General features: G+C 70.6%; 17 protein-coding genes. 11 read left to right on the top strand and 6 right to left on the bottom strand.

Annotated elements, in window-relative coordinates:
• The first annotated feature begins 60 nt into the window (after positions 1 to 60).
• The 3 genes from ACIQWX_RS05860 (at position 61) to ACIQWX_RS05870 (ending at position 5,043) form a co-directional block, all read left to right on the top strand.
• Positions 61 to 1,221, top strand: coding sequence for an esterase-like activity of phytase family protein (locus ACIQWX_RS05860; protein ID WP_400866129.1), 1,161 nt, complete (start codon positions 61 to 63; stop codon positions 1,219 to 1,221).
• A gap of 153 nt (positions 1,222 to 1,374) precedes the next feature.
• Positions 1,375 to 4,215 (top strand): leucine--tRNA ligase, encoded by a 2,841-nt coding sequence (leuS, locus tag ACIQWX_RS05865; RefSeq protein ID WP_400866132.1) that lies wholly within the window; start codon positions 1,375 to 1,377, stop codon positions 4,213 to 4,215.
• Positions 4,216 to 4,305: 90 nt separating this feature from the next.
• Positions 4,306 to 5,043, top strand: coding sequence for an SDR family oxidoreductase (locus tag ACIQWX_RS05870; protein ID WP_400866135.1), 738 nt, complete (start codon positions 4,306 to 4,308; stop codon positions 5,041 to 5,043).
• Here the strand turns inward: ACIQWX_RS05870 and ACIQWX_RS05875 are convergent.
• The 5 genes from ACIQWX_RS05875 to ACIQWX_RS05895 form a co-directional block, all read right to left on the bottom strand.
• Positions 5,040 to 5,777 carry a TetR/AcrR family transcriptional regulator gene (locus ACIQWX_RS05875; protein WP_400866137.1) on the bottom strand — a complete coding sequence of 246 codons (738 nt, stop codon included), beginning with the start codon at positions 5,775 to 5,777 and terminating at the stop codon, positions 5,040 to 5,042. The two genes, ACIQWX_RS05870 and ACIQWX_RS05875, sit on opposite strands and share 4 nt — an antisense overlap.
• A gap of 72 nt (positions 5,778 to 5,849) precedes the next feature.
• Positions 5,850 to 6,470 carry a DUF3558 domain-containing protein gene (locus ACIQWX_RS05880; RefSeq protein WP_400866140.1) on the bottom strand — a complete coding sequence of 207 codons (621 nt, stop codon included), beginning with the start codon at positions 6,468 to 6,470 and terminating at the stop codon, positions 5,850 to 5,852.
• Positions 6,467 to 6,871, bottom strand: coding sequence for a hypothetical protein (locus ACIQWX_RS05885; RefSeq protein WP_400866143.1), 405 nt, complete (start codon positions 6,869 to 6,871; stop codon positions 6,467 to 6,469). Before ACIQWX_RS05885 ends, ACIQWX_RS05880 begins: the two co-directional genes overlap by 4 nt.
• Complete coding sequence (locus ACIQWX_RS05890) at positions 6,868 to 7,611, bottom strand: ESX secretion-associated protein EspG (RefSeq protein WP_400866146.1); 744 nt, start codon at positions 7,609 to 7,611, stop codon at positions 6,868 to 6,870. The genes ACIQWX_RS05885 and ACIQWX_RS05890 overlap by 4 nt, the downstream gene beginning before the upstream one ends.
• On the bottom strand, positions 7,608 to 8,984 hold the full coding sequence (locus ACIQWX_RS05895; RefSeq protein WP_400866149.1) for a hypothetical protein: 1,377 nt from the start codon (positions 8,982 to 8,984) through the stop codon (positions 7,608 to 7,610). Before ACIQWX_RS05895 ends, ACIQWX_RS05890 begins: the two co-directional genes overlap by 4 nt.
• A gap of 224 nt (positions 8,985 to 9,208) precedes the next feature.
• Here ACIQWX_RS05895 and ACIQWX_RS05900 point away from each other — a divergent pair, with 224 nt between their 5' ends.
• The 8 genes from ACIQWX_RS05900 to ACIQWX_RS05935 all read left to right on the top strand — a co-directional run bounded on the left by ACIQWX_RS05900 (position 9,209) and on the right by ACIQWX_RS05935 (position 17,693).
• Positions 9,209 to 9,724, top strand: coding sequence for a YbaB/EbfC family nucleoid-associated protein (locus ACIQWX_RS05900; RefSeq protein WP_400866152.1), 516 nt, complete (start codon positions 9,209 to 9,211; stop codon positions 9,722 to 9,724).
• A gap of 26 nt (positions 9,725 to 9,750) precedes the next feature.
• Positions 9,751 to 10,074, top strand: coding sequence for a hypothetical protein (locus tag ACIQWX_RS05905; RefSeq protein ID WP_091389312.1), 324 nt, complete (start codon positions 9,751 to 9,753; stop codon positions 10,072 to 10,074).
• Entirely contained in the window at positions 10,067 to 11,050 is a 984-nt protein-coding gene (locus tag ACIQWX_RS05910) for a hypothetical protein (RefSeq protein ID WP_400866155.1), read from the top strand. Before ACIQWX_RS05905 ends, ACIQWX_RS05910 begins: the two co-directional genes overlap by 8 nt.
• Positions 11,051 to 11,153: 103 nt before the next feature.
• Positions 11,154 to 12,113: a hypothetical protein gene (locus ACIQWX_RS05915; protein WP_400866158.1), complete on the top strand. Its 960-nt coding sequence runs from the start codon at positions 11,154 to 11,156 to the stop codon at positions 12,111 to 12,113.
• A gap of 452 nt (positions 12,114 to 12,565) precedes the next feature.
• A complete protein-coding gene (locus ACIQWX_RS05920) occupies positions 12,566 to 13,435 on the top strand; it encodes a ribokinase (protein ID WP_400866161.1) in 870 nt (289 codons plus the stop codon).
• A 28-nt stretch (positions 13,436 to 13,463) separates the two neighbouring features.
• The gene (locus ACIQWX_RS05925) at positions 13,464 to 14,201 is read left to right on the top strand and encodes a hypothetical protein (protein WP_400866164.1); all 738 of its coding nucleotides are present in this window, start codon (positions 13,464 to 13,466) and stop codon (positions 14,199 to 14,201) included.
• Entirely contained in the window at positions 14,194 to 15,861 is a 1,668-nt protein-coding gene (gene ptsP, locus ACIQWX_RS05930) for a phosphoenolpyruvate--protein phosphotransferase (RefSeq protein WP_400866167.1), read from the top strand. The genes ACIQWX_RS05925 and ptsP overlap by 8 nt, the downstream gene beginning before the upstream one ends.
• A gap of 416 nt (positions 15,862 to 16,277) precedes the next feature.
• On the top strand, positions 16,278 to 17,693 hold the full coding sequence (locus tag ACIQWX_RS05935; protein WP_400866170.1) for an MFS transporter: 1,416 nt from the start codon (positions 16,278 to 16,280) through the stop codon (positions 17,691 to 17,693).
• Between the two features lie 70 nt (positions 17,694 to 17,763).
• Here ACIQWX_RS05935 and ACIQWX_RS05940 read toward each other — a convergent pair whose 3' ends face one another.
• A complete protein-coding gene (locus tag ACIQWX_RS05940; protein ID WP_400866173.1) occupies positions 17,764 to 18,423 on the bottom strand; it encodes a DUF1707 domain-containing protein in 660 nt (219 codons plus the stop codon).
• Between the last annotated feature and the right edge of the window lie 104 nt (positions 18,424 to 18,527).

Here is an 18,527-nt window from a genome sequence, read left to right on the forward strand (position 1 = left end):
AAGGATAAGCGTGACGTCGTGGCAACCTGCCGGATACCCTGACCGACTGTGCTACAGGCCATGTCACCACGCGTACTGACCACAGCGTTGACCACTGCCCTGATCGGGGGAATCCTCGCCGCGACGCCGGCGAGCGCCACCGAGAGTCACCAGCGGCCCATCCGGCTGCTCGGCGAGCAGATCGTCCCGAACTCCCTGCAGTTCCAGGGCACGACGGTCGGCGGCCTGTCCAGCATCGACTACGACCCGCGGACCGGCGGCTACGCGCTGATCTGCGACGACCGGTCGGCGATCAACCCCGCCCGCTTCTACACGGCGACCTTCCCGGTGTCCGCGAACGGCGTCGGCCCGGTCACCCTCACGGGCACGAAGCCGCTCCTGCGTCCCGACGGCACGCCGTACCCGCCGCTCACGCAGAACGACCCGGCGAAGCCGCAGAACGAGCAGACGATCGACCCCGAAGAGCTGCGCGTCGACCCGTGGACCGGCGATTACTACTGGTCGCAGGAGGGCGAGCGCACCGCGACGACGTTGATCGACCCGTCGATCCGCGAGGCGCGCCGCGACGGGAAGTACGTCCGCGACCTGCCGATCCCCGCGAACGAGAAGATGACGCCGACGACGGGTCCGCGGCAGAACCTGGTCCTCGAGGGCATCACGTTCGCCGGCTTCGGCGCGCTGATCGCCAGCGAGGTCGAGGGCCCGCTCCTGCAGGACGGCCCGGAGTCGACGCTCACCACCGGCGGCGTTTCCCGGATCACGCTGCAGGGCCGCTACGGCCCGGTGCTGGCGCAGTACGCCTACCCACAGGAGCCGATTTTCGCGTCACCGGTCCCGGCTGGCGCGTTCGCCACCACCGGCGTCTCCTCGATGCTGGCCGTCGACCAGGCGGACCCGACGAAGTTCCTGATGATGGAGCGCTCGTTCGTCACCGGCGTCGGCAACAAGGTGCGCGTCTACGAGATCGACACGAAGGGCGCGACGAACGTCCGAGGCGTCAAGTCCCTGGCCGAGGCCAAGAACGTGAAGCCGGTGAAGAAGCGGCTCCTCTTCGACGCCGCCGACCTCGGGCTGTCCACTGTGGACAACCTGGAGGGCATGACCTGGGGCCCGAAGCTGCCGAACGGCGAGCGCAGCTTGATCATCGTCAGCGACAACAACTTCTCCGCCACCCAGGTCACCCAGTTCGCCGCTGTGGCGGTCCCCTCCGAACGGCTTTGACCAGCAAGTTACGATGTGCACATGAACACGGCTCGGCTGCTCCTTAGCCTGCCGCGCTGACCGGGCCCGGCCCGGCCGGCGCGGCGACCCCTCATGCCCTGGTGGCTGAGGGGTCGAGTTGTTTCTGGAGTAGCTCCGACGGAGGAAGACGTCATGACTGAGGCGACCGGGACCGACGTCCCCGCGCACCGCTACACGGCCGCGCTGGCGGGTCAGATCGAGCAGCGCTGGCAGGACCACTGGGCCGACCAGGGGACCTTCCACGCGCCGAACCCCGTCGGGCCGCTCGCCGTCGAGGGGCAGCCGGTGCCCAGCGACAAGCTGTTCGTCCAGGACATGTTCCCGTACCCGTCGGGCTCCGGCCTGCACGTCGGGCACCCGCTGGGCTTCATCAGCACCGACGTCTTCGCCCGGTACCACCGGATGATCGGGCGCAACGTGCTGCACACGATGGGCTTCGACGCGTTCGGCCTGCCGGCCGAGCAGTACGCGGTCCAGACCGGGCAGCACCCGCGCAAGACGACCGAGGAGAACATCCGGACCTACCTGCGCCAGATCCGGCGCCTGGGCCTGGGCCACGACGAACGCCGTCGCATCTCGACGATCGACCCCGAGTACTACCGCTGGACCCAGTGGATCTTCCTGCAGATCTTCAACAGCTGGTACGACACCGAAGCGGGCAAGGCGCGGCCGATCGCCGAGCTGGAGGCCGCGTTCGCGGACGGCTCGCGGCCCACGCCGGACGGCCGTGACTGGGCGTCGCTGAGCGCGTCCGAGCGGAAGAAGGTGATCGACGACCACCGGCTGGTGTACATCTCCGAAGCGCCGGTCAACTGGTGCCCGGGCCTGGGCACGGTGCTGTCGAACGAAGAGGTCACCGCCGACGGCCGCAGCGAGCGCGGCAACTTCCCCGTCTTCCGCCGCAACCTGCGGCAGTGGATGATGCGGATCACCGCGTACGCGGATCGCCTGGTCGACGACCTGGACCTGCTGGACTGGCCGGAGAAGGTCAAGTCCATGCAGCGGAACTGGATCGGCCGCTCGCACGGCGCCCGCGTTACGTTCTCCTCCGGTGACGACGGCATCGAGGTCTTCACGACCCGGCCGGACACGCTGTTCGGCGCCACCTACATGGTGCTGGCGCCGGAGCACCCGCTGGTCGACAAGCTGACGTCGGCTGAGTGGCCCGCCGACGTCGACTCTCGCTGGACCGGTGGCGCGGCGACGCCCGCCGAAGCCATCAAGGAGTACCGCGTCGCCGCGTCGCGGAAGTCCGAGCTGGACCGGCAGGAGAACAAGGAGAAGACCGGCGTCTTCACCGGCGCGTACGCGACGAACCCGGTCAACGACAAGCAGATCCCGATCTTCGTCGCCGACTACGTGCTGATGGGCTACGGCACCGGCGCGATCATGGCCGTGCCCGGCCAGGACGTCCGCGACTGGGAGTTCGCCGAGAAGTTCGGCCTGGACATCATCCGGACCGTGCAGCCTTCGGATGGCTTCGACGGCAAGGCGTTCACGGGTGACGGACCGGCAATCAACTCGGGCTTCCTGGACGGCATGGACGTCGCCGAAGCCAAGAAGACGATCATCGACTGGCTGGCCGAAAAGGGCGCCGGCACCGGCACCGTGCAGTTCAAGCTGCGCGACTGGCTGTTCTCGCGCCAGCGCTACTGGGGCGAGCCGTTCCCGGTGGTCTACGACGAGTCCGGCGAGGTCCACGCCGTGCCCGAGTCGATGCTGCCGATCGAGCTGCCCGAGGTCGCCGACTACTCGCCGGTGACGTTCGACCCGGAGGACCGCGACTCGATGCCGTCGTCCCCGCTGGCGCGCGCGACGGACTGGGTCGAGGTCGAGCTGGACCTGGGCGACGGCGTCAAGAAGTACCGCCGCGACATCAACACGATGCCGAACTGGGCGGGTTCCTGCTGGTACCAGCTGCGCTACCTGGACCCGACGAACGCCGAGACGTTCTGCGCGCCCGAGAACGAGCAGTACTGGATGGGCCCGCGGCCCGGCGAGTACGGCGCGGACGACACCGGCGGCGTCGACCTGTACGTCGGCGGCGTCGAGCACGCGGTGCTGCACCTGCTGTACTCGCGGTTCTGGCACAAGGTGCTGTTCGACCTGGGGCACGTGACGTCCAAGGAGCCGTACCGGAAGCTGTTCAACCAGGGCTACATCGAGGCGTACGCGTACACGGACGCGCGCGGCGTCTACGTCCCGGCCGAGCAGGTCGAGGAGCGCGACGGGAAGTACTTCTTCAACGGCGAAGAGGTCACCCAGGAGTACGGCAAGATGGGCAAGAGCCTGAAGAACGTCGTCACACCGGACGAGATGGCCGAGAACTACGGCGCCGACACGTTCCGGTTCTACGAGATGGCGATGGGCCCGCTGGCCATGTCCCGCCCCTGGGCGACCAAGGACGTCGTAGGCGCGCACCGGTTCCTGCAGCGGCTGTGGCGCCTGGTCGTCGACGAGACGTCCGGCGAGCTGCGAGTGTCCACTGAGGACGCTTCGGAGGCGGACCGCAAGGCGCTGCACCGCACGATTTCCGGCGTCCGCGAGGACTACGCGGAGATGCGGTTCAACACGGCCGGCGCGAAGCTGATCGAGCTGAACAACCACGTCACGAAGGTGTACGGCGCGGCCGCGTCGACGCCGCGCGAGCTGGCCGAGCCGCTGGTGCTGATGCTGGCGCCGCTGGCCCCGCACATGGCCGAGGAGCTGTGGCACCGGCTGGGCCACGCGGACTCGCTGGTGCAGGGCCCGTTCCCGGTGGTGGACGAGAAGTACCTGGTCGAGGACTCCGTCGAGTACCCGATCCAGGTCAACGGCAAGGTCCGGTCCCGGGTGACGGTCGCGGCTTCGGCGTCTTCCGACGAGGTCCAGGCGGCGGCACTGGCGGACGAGAAGGTCGCGGCCATGGTCGGCGACGGCTCGCCGCGCAAGGTGATCGTGGTCCCGGGCCGGCTGGTCAACATCGTCCTGTAGCGCTGCGTCGGAAAGCCGCCGGTGCTTCTCCGGCGTTCTCGATTTGATTGAACGGTCAAGGAATTTCGTTCGATCGAAGGAGAACCGGGGATGACCCTCGACGGCAAGGTGGCACTGGTGACGGGCGGCAGCCGCGGCATCGGCGCGGCCACGGCACTGCGGCTCGCCGAGGACGGCGCGGACGTCGCACTGACGTACGTGCACAACGGCGCGCAGGCGGCCGAGGTGGTCGAGCAGATCAAGAACCTCGGCCGCCGCGCGCTGGCGATCCAGGCGGACTCGGCGGACGCTGCCGCGGTTTCGGCCGCCGTTTCGGCGGTGGTGGCGGAATTCGGCCGCCTGGACGTCCTGGTGAACAACGCGGGCGTCGGGTTCGTCGGCGCGTTCGCCGAGACCGCGTTGGAAGACGTCGACCGCGTGCTGGCGGTGAACGTCCGCGGCGTGTTCGCGACGACCCAGGCGGCGGCCGGCGTGCTGAGCGACGGCGGCCGCGTGATCACGATCGGCAGCTGCGTCACGGACCGTGTGCCGGGCCCGGGCATGACGCTGTACGCGACGAGCAAGGCAGCGATGGTGGGCCTGACCAAGGCGCTGGCGCGCGAGCTGGGGTCGCGCGGCATCACGGTCAACCTGGTCCACCCGGGTCCGACGGACACGGACATGAACCCGGCCGACGGCCCTTACGCGGCGGACCAGCGCGCTTTGACGGCGTTCGACCGCTACGGGAAGCCGTCCGAAGTGGCGGCAGCGGTCGCTTACCTGGCTTCACCCGGCGCCGAATACGTGACGGCGGCGGTGCTGTCGGTGGACGGCGGCCACGCGGCCTAGCCGGAGTAGAGCCCGATCTCCCGGGCGAGGTCGATGAGCATGGCCTCGAACAGGACGTCCGGCTTGGACATCGGGATCGGGTAGTTGCCGAAGACCTCGAGCGTGACGTGCCCGTAGAGCCGGGCCCAGAACTGGATCATCAGGTACGTCACGCCGAGGTCGAGCTTCTCCACCGGAACGTCGTGGTCGGCCTCGGCGAGCACGGCGCTCAGCGACTCCTGGAAGGTCTGGAAGTCGTCCCGCAGCTCGTCGGGCACCCCGCTGGCAGAGGGAAGCACGATGTCGGTCCGCGCGAGCACCCGCCCGGCGGCGGCGAGGAAGATCCGCCCGAACGGCTCGTCGACCCGGCTCAGCGCACTCCCGGCCGCCGAGCCCACGCCCCCGGTCGGAGACGCGAAGACGAGCGTGAATTCCTTCGTGTGGGTGAGTGCCCAGCGGCGGAAGCCCTTGCAGATGGCGAACAGCTGCAGGATGCCGTCGTCGGGCAGCTCGGCGATCTCCTCGGCGAGCTCGTCGGCCAGGTCGGCGCAGACGTCCAGCCGCAGGTTCTCGACGAGGTCGTCCCGAGACTCGTAGTACCGGTAGAGAGCGGGCGCGGTGATCCCCAGCTCCCGCGCGATGGCGCGCAGCGTGACCGCCTCCGGCCCCTGCTCGACGAGCAGCTTCCGGGCGGTCCGCCGGATGTCCTGTTCGGTAGCCGCACGCGCGCGACCCCTGCGGGTGGGGTGGCTCATCCGAACAGTCTAGGTGCTTACTACGACAAGTCTTGCATTAACGCGATCTCGGTCGTAACGAAAAGGCGCAGCTCAGGCGCGCGCCTTGAGGTTGGTCAGCACCGTGTCGGCGACTCCGCGCCCGAGCTGGCAGGCGTCCTTGCCGGCCTGGACCGCCGAGTCACCGATGCTCAGTGAGACGGAGTACGCCAGCTCGTCGGAGATACCGACGACGATCACACAGGTCCGGTTGTCGGTCGACCCCACATCCACGTAGCCGACGGCGGGGTAGCCCTGGATCGGCTCCAGGTCGTCGACCCACCGTTTGGCCTTCGGCTTCTCGTTCTTGTAGGCGAGGCTGATGCCTTCGTCGTTCTTGGTCTCGTAGATGACCAGGATGCCGGCACTGCTTCCCGAGGTGCTGCCCCAGTCGCACATGGGACCCAGCTCCGAGTCCTTCGGTTTCGGCGAACCGTGCTCTCCGAGGTAGCCGGTCAGTTGCTCCGCGGTGAAAGCCGAATCGCAGGGACTGCCGTCCAGCACCTTGGCGGGCAGGGGGTCCGTCACCTTGGGAGCACCGCTGTTCGGCAGTTCCGCGCTACTGGCCGGCGCCGCCGATGCGGTGCCGGGCGTGCGCCGTTCACCCGTGCACGAGGTGAGCAACGCCGTGCCTACGACCACCGCGGTGGCACCGACGAGAACCCGTCGAATCATTCGAGCGACCCCTTGATCGTTTTCGTCGAATCCGCGGCTTGCTGGTCAGCCGCTTCGGTGATGCCGAGGGCTTGACTCAATCGCCGGATCAGTTCCGTGTAGTAGTTGAGCTGGTACTGCAGATGGCCCCGGTAGTAGCGCCCGGCTTCGTTGACTCCGTTCGGGCCGAGCACCGCCTGCCGGCTGACCGGCTCGTCCGCCGGCGGTTTCGCTTGGCTCAATCCTTCGGCGGCTCGCATCTGTTCGACGATGGTGTCCTTCTGGATCCCCGCCTTCTTGAGCATCGCCCGCATCTCCGAGCTGCTCATCGCGAACCCTTGCCCACCAGCAGGCCGCGCCGCTGCCCCGCTCGGCATGTCCGTCGCCCAGAAGTCGATCCCGCTGAAGATCGAGCCCGTCATCGTCCTCCCCCTAACCCGTTCAGGGTCGCGTACAGGACATCGGTCAGCGCACCCCGGGTCCCCGGCTGAAAGCTGACCATTCGCTCCCGCCCCGGATACACGTACGTCAGCACCCGCCCGGTCCCGGCAACGTCCACCGCCGTGATCGGCGCGCTGCGAGCACCGCGGTTCACGGCGTAGCACTGGTGCAACCCCGTCCGCCGAGCAGCCATCAGCCGACGCGCCCACGGCAACGGGTCCCGGCCCCGGTCGACGGTCGGGTCTTCCAAGTCGTACGACTCCTCCACCGCGCGGCCCGAGAACCGCGCTTCCGGGATCGACACCGCCGAAATCCGCGCCGGCGGGACCGGTGGCAGCACGTCCACCAGCGACTCCGCCAGCCGTGACGGCTCCACGACATCGATCCGGATCGTGTCGTCCTTACGGATGAGCCGGAGCGCGTCCGGCCCGGAGGCGGACACGAGCACCGCGCCCGACTCGTCCGCTTCGATGTCGCCCAGCCACGCCGTGAACTGGTGGGCGCCCTTCGCCAGGACGCGCAGGACATCGCGGAACTCCCGCGTCAACGTGCCGCCGGCCGCGAGCCGCAGCGATGCCAGGACGTCGAGGACCTGCTGCTCGAGCCGCTTACGGGCCTCGTCGCCGAGCCAGAGGTTGTCGGCGCCGAGGACCGCGGGTGGCGGGCCGTGCCGTTCCCACTCCCACGCGGTGAGCAGGGCGGCCTTGGGCAGGAAGATCACAGGCCGATCACCGGCGGGACCGTCCGCTCGTCGGAGCCGCCGAAGATGCTCTCCGGATCCGCCTCCACCAGGTACGACGCGCGCTGGTGCTCCGCGTCCTCCTCACCCTTGCCGCCCTTGGCGCCGTGGCCCATGCCGCCCATCCCGGGCGAGCCGGGCTTGCCCGCCGCGCCGCCGCGGACCCCGCCTGCCGCGCCGGGACGTCCTTCGCCCGGGACGCCGGCTCCGGTCGCCGCGCCTGGACCGCGGCCGCCCGCGCCGGTACCGCCGCTGCTCGCGCCCGACGACGAGCCCGGCCCGAAACCGCCACCACCAGGGCCGAAGCCCGGCCCGAAGCCGGGACCGGCCCCACCTCCGGGACCAGAACCGGGGCCGAACCCCGTCCCCGGCGGCTGGTAGCCCGGCGGGTACTGCGTCGACGGCGGCACGTAACTCTGCGCGCGAACGCTGTCGTCCACGCCGGACGTGTGCGATCCCGGCGGCGGCATGACCTGCCCCGGCGGCGTGACCTGGCCCGGCGGTGGTGGCTGGACGACCGGCGGGTGGACCGCCGGCGGCGGCTGCACCTGGGTGCCGATCGACCGGTCGTCGTCGCCACCACCGGGCGGTGTCCGCTTCGGAGGTGGCGGTTCGACGCGCTTCTTCGGGTCCTGCACCGTGAAGTCGCCGCCGGTGTACTCGCGGAGCTGGCCGTAGTCGATCGTCCGGGCCGCGGTGTTCGAGCTGGACTGCTGCGAGTACGCGGTGTACCGCTCGACGTTCTCCTGGGCCTTCTGGTTGTACTGGTTGATCTTGTCTTCGGTGTCGGTGTCCCACGGCGTCGCGACGTCCCAGGCGCTGCGCGTCGGCGGCTGGTCGGTGACGTCGGGGTGCAGCGAGTTCTTCATCTGGTGGAACTGGTCGATCTGCGTCTGGGCCAGCGTCGAGTTGCGGTCCAGCGTCGTGGACGCCGAGGTCGCCGACGCCGTCAACGGTTGCAGGCGCTCCCGGGCCGCGTCCGACGCGCCACCGGTCCACGCGGACTCGAGACCGGAAGTCAGCTCGCGCGTGCCCTGCTCGAGCTGGCGCTGGTAAGCCGACTGGTCGACGCCCGCCTGGTGCACCTTCTGCAGCGACTCGGTGCCGGGACCGTTCATCACGGCCTGGACCAGCTGGCCGGGTGACAGCCCGGAAGCCTGCGGGTTCGCCGCACCGGTGCCGGTCTGCGAGCCGATGTACGCCCCCGCGACGGCGCCGGGAATGCCGCCCGCGAGCAGGCCGACACCCGCGCCGGTCAAGACGTTGCCGAGCCGCTCACCACCCGACTGGACGGCGTGCGCGATCTCCGACCCGACGTGCTTGGCAGCGTCGAGCATGTCGCCGAACAACCCCACCGAACCGCGCTCCCCTCGCGTTCGATCTCCCCTCTTGCGTCACGCACAATACCGCACCGGTTACCGGCTGTGTGAGGAATCGACCAGGTCAGGCGACCGGAGCGCCGCGAACACCAGGCTGACTGCCCGGACGGGTGGGGAAATCCCGGACTGCTCCGAAACTGTCGGACCGGTGTGCCACACTCGGTCGCCGTACGGCTACTGACGTGAACGGGGAGGTTCGCGTGTCGAACCCTGAGCAATTGCTGGCGAGCTTCGACGCCAAGATCGCCGAGGCCAAGCAGCGTGGCGACCGCATGCAAGCTGAGATGGCGACGGTCTCCGTGGCCGAGCGCAGCCAGGACGGCCAGATCGCGGTCAAGGTGAACCACCTCGGCAACCTCGTCGGCCTGGAGATCGGGCACGCGGTGCGCGACAAGGCGAACCTCGCTGACGAAATCCTGCGAACCGTCCAGCGCGCGCAGAGCAAGCTGGCCGGGGCCGTGCAGGCCGGGATGCCGTCGATCGCGGGCACCGACACCATGAACGAGCTGGTCCAGCAGCTCCACCGCGAATTCCCGGAGCCGGAGCCGCAGGGTTTCGTGGACGGCGGCCACACGGCACCCGCGAACGAGGGGGCGCGTTTCATCGCCGAGGAAGAGCCGCCGGCGCAGCCGAAGCCGAAACCCGCGCCGCCGCGTCCCACGCCCGAACCGGGCGCCGACGACGACTACTTCAGCGACGGCGACTACCTGCGCTGACCAGGACGACGAGGGAGGGGAACACCGTGAACAACCCGCAGGCGGACATCCGGATCAAGCCGGAGCAGTTGCTGTCCCACGCGAAGAAGCTCGAACCGTTCGTCGACCGGTTCGCGAAGACGCTGGACGCGGCGGCCCAGGTCGTCGACCCGATGGCGTTCGGTCTCATCGGCCAGGCCTGCGGCCTCGGCGCGCTGTGCGGGGTCGCCCAGACGCTGGGGAGTGACTCCATCGGCCACGCGAAGAACGTGGCCCAAGAGCAGATCGACCGCGTGCGCACCTGGTCCCAGCACGTCGACTGGCGCGAGCAGGACGTCAAGGCGAGCCTGGAAGGCATCCACCTTGACTGAGAACGCGTTGGTGACGGCAGCCAAGAAGAAGGTCGACGAAGGGTCTTCGGCGCTCGAAGGCGCCGGGATGGCGCAGGACTTCTGGGACGCGGCGACGAAAGCCGCCGACGGTGACTGGACCGAAGGCCTGCTCAACCTCGGCTTCGGTGCCATGGGAGTGATGGACTTCCTCCGTGACCCGATCGCCGGCCTGGCCAGCATGGGGCTCGGCTGGCTGATCGAACACGTCGAGTTCCTGCGCGCCCCGCTCGACTGGGTGACCGGGAACCAGGAACAGCTCGACGTCATGCAGGAGACGTGGAGCGGCATCAGCGACGAGATCGACGCCATCGCCAAAGACCTCCTGGAGGTGGTGAAGGCCGACAGCGCGGAGTGGCAGGGTCAAGGTGCGGACGCCTACCGCGCGTTCACCGCCGAACTCGGCGACATGTACTCCAGCGTCGCGGGTGGTGCGAAGGCCGTCTCCGTCCTGATCGACGTCTGCAAGAGCATCCTGAACGTCGTGCGCAGCGTGCTGCGGGATCTGCTCACCGAGTGCATCGGCAAGCTGATCAGCATCCTCATGCGGTATCCAGGCCCCGCCGCGCCGGCCGGCCTGGCCGGTGAAGGCACGGCCGAGATCGTCAGCTGCGGCACGCGGATGTCGGAGTGGCTCCAGAAGCTCATGCGGGCCTTCCGGAAGGGCATCAGCCAGTTCAACCATCTCAGCGGGCTCTTCCGAACCGTCGGCCAGAAGCTGCTCGCCGCACTGCGGGACGCGGCGCACGCGGCGCCGGGCGTCTTCAAGGACGGGCTGAAGGAGCTGCCCAAGGCGCTCGGTGAAGAAGCCGGCAAGGAAGCGGGCAAGAAGACCGCGGGCGCCTACGACGAAGCGGACAAGAACTACCGCGAGAACCACTACAACGAGAAGAAGCCCGCGGCCGCCGAACCGGTCTTCCAGCAGCAGGGCGGCCAGCGCATCTCCGGGTCGATCTGACGCCGTGGTGTCGACGACTCCCGGCGAGCCGGAAACGGCCGTGGTGCGGGTCCGGTTGCCGATCCACAACCCGCCGGCCGAATTGAGGACGGCCGTCGGGTGCATGGCGGTTCTCGGACTCGTGCTCGCGGTCGCGGCGGGCCTGCTGGCTTGGGTGCGTCGCGGAGATCCGGTCGTGTACCTGGTCGCGCCCGCGCTCGGTCTGCTGGCTGTGCTGTGCTTCTGCGCCAAGCCGATCCTGGGGCGCTACATCCGACGGCACGGCGGAATGGTGACGGCGCGGGTCGAGTTCGGCCCCGACGGGTTCCGGCAGCCGCTCGAAGACAAGACGACGCTCGTCCTGCCCTGGGACGACGTCCGGCGGTTCGTCTTCCGCGAAGGGCAGCCGGGCGGCCGGGTCGCGCTCGCCGTTTCCCTCGTCGACGACGAGGCGATCCGCAACCTCAACCCCGACTGCCGGCACAAGTCCGACGACGGCTTCATCTTGTCTTCCGCGTTGGCCGGGGAAGAAGCCGAGAAGGCGTTGGCGGCGATCGAGCGGTATCGCCCCGGCCTCGGGCGGTGGAACTCCAAGGACGTCCGGCGCGGCGGCTTCGGCGTGCCGAACCCGGTGCGGCGGCTGGTCAAACGCTGGAGTGCGGACCAAACGCGCACGCTCGTCCGCGCCGAGCAGAGTTCCGCCGGCCGGTTGTTCGTCCTGTGGGCGGCGTGGCTGGCCGTCATCGCCGACTTCGTGGCGCCGGCCTTCTACGACATCCCGCCGGGTATCCCGCTGCCGGTCGCCCTGGCGACCTGGGTGTTGCTCTACCTGACGCGCTACCGGGGCGACTTCGGCGAATTCGCCGTGACCGCCGACGCGATCACGTGGCGTCCCAAAGAAGGTGATCCGGTCCGGGTGCGGCGCACCGACCTCGCCCGGCTGACCGCTGAGCCCTCTGCGAAGAAGGCCACGCGCCACTACGTCTCGGTCCACGCGATCCTCCGTCGCGGTGAGGCTCGGCAGTTGGCGGCGAGAGTCTCGCCGGGCGCGGCCAAAAACGTGCTGCGGCTGGTGACCCCGTGAACGACGGTGAGTCGCGAGGCGATGGCGGTCTACCAGCCGAACCGGTTCCGCGTGTTCACCGCCGAACTCGACGAGGTGGCGGTGACCGCGTGACCGACCGGCCGCGCGTTCCGAAGCTGTCGCCGGATGCCGCGGCAACACTCGTTCGCGAGGTGTGGGCGCCGCCGACGCCGATCACTCGGGGGGCTACGTGATCGGCGCCGGCGACCTGATGCCCTCTCCGGCTCTCGCCGGTTGGGGCACTGTCACCACGGCTTGCGTGATGACGCACCTGGAGAGCGGGACCGGTCCGGGATGTGACGGCCGGGGGACGGACATCCCCCGATCGAGTGACGGGTATCCGCTGCTCGCATGATTGTCGCACTCAACGCCGGATAAGTTACAAAAACCTTCACTTTCCTCTTCGTCACCCTTCCCGACCTGGTCGGACGGCTTTCGTGGGACAGTGCGGTATGAACTCCGACGTACTCGTTGTGGGATCCGCCAACGCCGACCTCGTCGTCGCCGTGGATCGGCGGCCGGCGGGTGGCGAGACCGTCTTGGGCGGGGACACCGTGCTCTCGCCGGGCGGCAAGGGGGCCAACACGGCGGTCGCGGCCGGGCGGCTCGGGGCGGACGTCGCGCTCCTCGGGGCCGTCGGGGACGATCCCTACGGGCGGCTGCTGCTCGACTCGCTGCGCGCCGCCGGTGTCGACACGGGGCTCGTCCGGACCAGTGAGCGGCCGACCGGCATCGCCTACATCACCGTCACCCCCGACGGTGAGAACTCGATCCTCGTCTCGCCCGGCGCCAACTCGAGCCTTGAACCCGGCGACGTCGACGCCGTCTTCGACGGGGTCGAGATCATGGTTGCCTCGCTAGAAGTGCCGCTGCCGACCGTCGAACACGCTGTTGCGCGGGCCGCCGAAAAGGGTGTCAAAGTCCTGCTGAACCTGTCGCCGGCGGCGAAGCTCTCCCCCGAGACGCTCGCCAAGCTGGACGTCCTGCTCGTCAACGAGCACGAAGCCGCCTGGCTGACCGGGCCCGGCGCGGACTTCCGGCGGCTCCTCGAACTGGGGCCGCGGGCCGCCGTCGTCACGCTCGGGGCGGCCGGTGCCGTCGTGGTGGAAAAGGACGCCACCACCGAGGTGGAATCGCCGCAGGTCGAGGCCGTCGACACCACCGGCGCCGGGGACGCCTTCGCCGGCGCGCTCGCCGCGTCGCTCGCCGATGGTGCGGACCTCGTCTCCGCGGCGAAGCGCGCGGTGCGCGTCGCGGCCTTCAGCGTGACGCGGGCCGGGGCGCAGCCGTCCTACCCGACCGCCGCCGACCTCGGGGAATGATCGTCCGACGGGACGTGTTGCCCATCACATGGGCGACTCTTTCGGTTCGGCCTGGTGGCGCGGCTACGCAGCTCAGCTGAGGGCGATCGCGGAAGCGCGGCGGCCCGACCACCTCGCGATCATGCCGCTCGAGGAGACCCTGCAGGCGCTCGGCAAGCAGACCGAGGTCGACGAAGGCGTCTACGACGTCCCGCTGGAGGGCATCGTCGGCACGGTCGCCCGCGCCGGCGACTTCGACCGCGAGTTCCGGCCGCGCAACCGCGCCCTGCGCGACCGCTGGGACCGGCTGACGCGGACGACCGCCGACCTCCCGCCGGTGCGGCTCGTGCGCCTCTCCGACATGTTCTTCGTCGACGACGGCCACCACCGCGTCGCCATCGCCCGGGCCCGCGGCGCCACGACCATCCGCGCGCGGGTCCGCTGGATCAGCACCGTCGCCTGCGCGCTGCGCTGCCTGACGCTCGCCGACCTGCCGTCGAAGACCGCCGAGCGGATGTTCCTCGAGCGCGTCCCGCTGCCCGACGACGTCCGGCTCGGGCTCTGGCTCGACGACCCGGCCGACTGGTTCCGGCTCGCCGACTCGGCCGAGGCCTGGGGTTTCCGCCGTATGCTGGCCGGACGGCCGGTGCACAGCCGCGGCGAACTGGCCGAAGCCTGGTGGCACGAGGAGGTCCGGCCGGTGCTCGAACAGGTGCGTCAGCGAGGCTTGTGCCCGCCACCACGAGATATCCAGACGTACTTGAGCTATGGTCTAGACCATGTCTGAGCTTGATGCCGCCTCCGCGGGGAAGAGTGCGTCGGCGGAGTCCCTGTCCGGGGTCGCCGTCAGCCCCGGCCGCGCCAGTGGTCCCGTCGTCCGCGTCGCGGAGCCGCTCGGCGAGCCCGCCGCCACCCCGGCCCCGGCCGATCCCGCCGCCGAAGCCGCCCGGATCACGCCCGCCGCCGCGGTCGTCGCCGGACGGCTCGAAAAGCAGGCCGAGACGGCCACCGGCGAGGCCGCGACGATCCTCATCACCACCGCCGCGATGGCGGCCGACCCGGCACTCGCGTCGCAGGCGGAAACACTGGTCAAGACGCAGGGGCTGCCCGCCGCGCGCGCCGTCTACCAGGCCGCGGAAGGGTTTGCCGAGGCACTGGCCGCCGCGGGCGGGTACATGGCCGAGCGCGTCCGCGACGTCCGCGATGTCCGCGACCGGCTGATCGCCGAGCTGCTCGGCATCGCGCCGCCGGGGGTGCCCGAGCTGGCGTCGCCGAGCGTGCTGGTCGCGCGCGACCTCGCGCCGGCCGACACCGCGGGCCTCGACCCGGCCAAGGTGCTCGCCCTGGTCACCGAGGAGGGCGGCCCGACGAGCCACACCGCGATCCTCGCGCGGGCGCTGGGCATCCCGGCCGTCGTCGCGGTGCGCGGCCTGCTGGCCTTGGACGCGCAAGCGCTTGCGGTCGACGGCGACGCGGGGACGGTCGAGGTCGCCGACCCGTCGGCGCCGGTCGTCGCGGCGACGGTCGCGCAGCTCGCCGACTGGAACGGCACCGGTGCGACGTCCGACGGCCACCGCGTCAAGGTGTACGGCAACGTCGGCTCCCCGGCCGACGCGCAGGCCGCGGCCGACGCGGGCGCCGAGGGCGTCGGCCTCTTCCGCACCGAGTTCTGCTACCTGGACGCCTCGGACGAACCGTCGGTCGCCGAGCAGCGCGCCGCGTACACGGCGGTGCTCTCGCCGTTCCGCGGCAAGCCGGTCATCGTGCGGACGCTGGACGCGGGCGCCGACAAGCCGCTGGCCTTCCTCTCGCCGGAAGCCGAGCCGAACCCGGCCCTCGGCGTCCGCGGGCTGCGCGTGGCGTTCGACCGCCCCGAGGTGCTGGACCGCCAGCTCGAGGCGATCGCGGGCGCGGCCGAGGACTCCGGCGCCGAGGTGTCGGTGATGGCCCCGATGGTCGCGACGGTCGAGGAAGCCGCCTGGTTCGCCGAGCGCGTCCGCGCGGCCGGCATCGCCCGGGCGGGCGTGATGATCGAGATCCCGGCGGCGGCGCTGAGCGCCCGCGAGATCCTCGACGTCGTCGACTTCGTCTCGGTCGGCACGAACGACCTGGCCCAGTACACGTTCGCGGCGGACCGCCAGCTGGGCGCGGTCGCGAAGCTCAACGACCCGTGGCAGCCGGCGCTCCTGCGCCTGCTGAAGCTGATCGGCGACGCGGCCAAGGCGACGGGCAAGCCGGCGGGCGTGTGCGGCGAAGCGGCGGCGGACCCGCGGCTGGCGCTGGTCCTGGCCGGCTTGGGCCTGACGAGCCTGTCGATGAACGCCCCGGCGGTCCGTTCGGTGGGCGCCAGCTTGGCGTCGGCGACGCTGGCGGAGTGCGAGGCGCTGGCGGAAGCGACGCTGGCAACATCGGACCCGGCGGCCGCCCGCGCGGCGGCGCGCCCCTGAACGACGACGGCAGCCGCACTCACGGCGGCAGCCGCACGCACGGGGCAGCTGCACGCATGGCGGCAGCTGCACGCATGGCGGCAGCTGCACGCATGGCGGCAGCCGCACGCATGGCGGCAGCCGCACGCACGGCCGCGCGAGCGGCGGATTTCAGCCCGATCCGCCGCCCCCTGGGGGTCCCCCCCCACTTTCAGTCTATCGGTCGTGACCGACAGTCCTGGGCTGTGCGAACCTGGATGCGCGGAGTTGTCCCCAATGCACGAGGGGTGTGGACAACCTGACACCACCCCGTGAAGGCCGCCTCGAGCGCGAGGTGGCCTTCACGGCTTCCGAAACAAATCCCGCGAGGCTGTCGATTACGGCCGGGTCCGCTCGACGAAGTGGTGAGAGCACCACCGAGCCGAGAGGACGCAGCCATGACCATCACCGCCGAAGCGCCGGGAGCGCCGGCCGGAGCCCGAGCGGGCGCACCGGTCGAAACCGCCGGGCGCCGGGAGTGGGTCGCGCTGGCCGTGCTGGCCCTGCCCACCCTGCTCGTCTCGCTCGACGTCTTCGTCCTCGTCCTCGCGCTGCCGAAGATCGCCGCCGGGTTGCACGCCGATGGGACCCAGCAGCTGTGGATCATGGACACCTACGGCTTCATGGTCGCCGGGTTCATGGTCACCATGGGGACCCTCGGCGATCGGATCGGGCGGCGGAAGCTGCTGCTCATCGGGGCCGCCGCCTTCGGGCTCGCCTCCGTCGGGGCCGCCTTCGCCACCAGTGCCGGGATGCTCATCGCCGCGCGGGCCGCGCTCGGGATCTCCGGCGCCACCCTCGCGCCCTCGACCCTCTCCCTCATCGGGACCCTCTTCAAGAACCCGCAGCAGCGCGCGCAGGCCATCGGGATCTGGGCCGGCTGCTTCACCGTCGGCGCCATCATCGGCCCCATGGTCGGCGGGCTGCTGCTCGAGCACTTCTGGTGGGGCTCGGTCTTCCTGCTCGGCGTCCCCGCGATGGTCCTGCTCCTCGTCATCGGCCCGAAGCTGCTGCCCGAGTACCGCGACGAGCAGGCCGGCCGGCTCGACCTCCCCAGTGTCTTCCTCTCGCTCGCCGCGATCCTGCCCGCCGTCTACGGCGTCAAGGAGCTCGCCCGCGATGGCTTCCACCTGGTCCCGGCCACGGCACTGATCATCGGCCTGGTCGTCGGGTACGTCTTCTACAAGCGGCAACGCGCCCTGAAGGACCCGCTCGTCGACTTCAGCCTCTTCGCCGCGAAGTCCTTCCGCACCACGCTCGGCGGGATGCTGCTGTTCAGCATGCTCGGCGGCACCACGATGCTGTTCACCGCGCAGTTCCTGCAGGTCGCGCAGCACCTTTCGCCGGTCGGGGCCGCGCTCGGGCTGCTGCCCGGGATGGCCGCCTCCACCGTCAGCTTCCTCGCCGCGCCGCACCTCGCGCGCCGGTTCAAGACACACGTCCTCATCGCCGGCGGGGTCGCCCTCGCCGCGGCCGGGATGGCGGTCCTCGCGCTCGTCGATCCCGCGGCCGGGCCGGCGTGGCCCGCGCTCGGGTTCGCCGTGACGTCGCTGGGGGTCGGGCCGATGGTCGCGCTCGGGACCGATCTCGTCGTCGGCTCGGTGCCGGAGCGCAAGGCCGGCGCCGCCGCGTCGCTCGCGCAGACCGTCAACGAGTTCGGCTACGCCATCGGCATCGCGACCGTCGGGACGCTGGGCAACGCCGTCGTCCACGCTCACGGCTTCGCCGCCGGGCTGCACGTCGTCGCCGGGCTCGCCGCCGTCGCGTTCGCCGTCCTCGTCGGCTTCGTCGCGCGGAACCTCCGGACCGCGTGAAAGCGAAGGCCTCCCCGCCCGATGCCTGGGCGGGGAGGCCTCCTTGACGCCGGGGGCAGAGGGGCCCCGGCTAGCCGAACAACCCGCGCCGCGGGTGCCGGATGACCAGCGAGCCGCCGTGGACCCGGCCGCTCAGCACGAACCGGGGGTTCCCCATGTGCCCGTTGCTGCGCGTCTTGTCCTCCAGCGAACCGAACTTGACGTCGGTGATCGAGTTGACGTCGACCGCCGCGTGCTCCGGGATGATCACCTCGACCGAACCCCACTTGGCGTCCAGCTCGATGTGCACCACCGGCGACTGGACCTGGGCCTCGGTGAAGTCGAGCTTCGTCGAGCCGTACTTGTTCCGCACGACCATCTCCGGCGGCACCACCCACGGCCCGCTGCGGACCAGCGACGAGTACTTCGCGTTCAGCTCGAACCGCCGCCCGGGCGCGAAGCTGCTCGTGGGCGGCGCCGCGTACGACGGCGCGGCGGCCATCGCGGCCGCCGGGTGGTAGAGCCCGGCGAGGTCGGCCAGCACGGCGTTCAGCTCGCCGCGCGTCCGGGACGCCAGCGCGCGGTCGGTGCGCTCGGTGAACTCGTCGAGGTCGATCATCCCGCGGCCGATCGCCTTCTGCAGCACCCCGACGACGTGCTCGCGCTCGTCGTCGGACACCCGAAGATCGCGCTCGCCCAACGGCTTGGTTTCGGTCACCGGTTCCGCCGCCGCGGTCTCTTCCTCGCCCATGCCCACGATGGTAGAACCGGATTTCACCAGGGAGATCGGGGGAAAACCCTGAACGGACCCGTATTCTGCGGCGCCGCCCTCTGCGCGGCGCTGATCCTGCTGCC

The organism is Amycolatopsis sp. NPDC098790 (assembly GCF_044759945.1).
In the GTDB taxonomy this organism is placed as follows: domain Bacteria; phylum Actinomycetota; class Actinomycetes; order Mycobacteriales; family Pseudonocardiaceae; genus Amycolatopsis.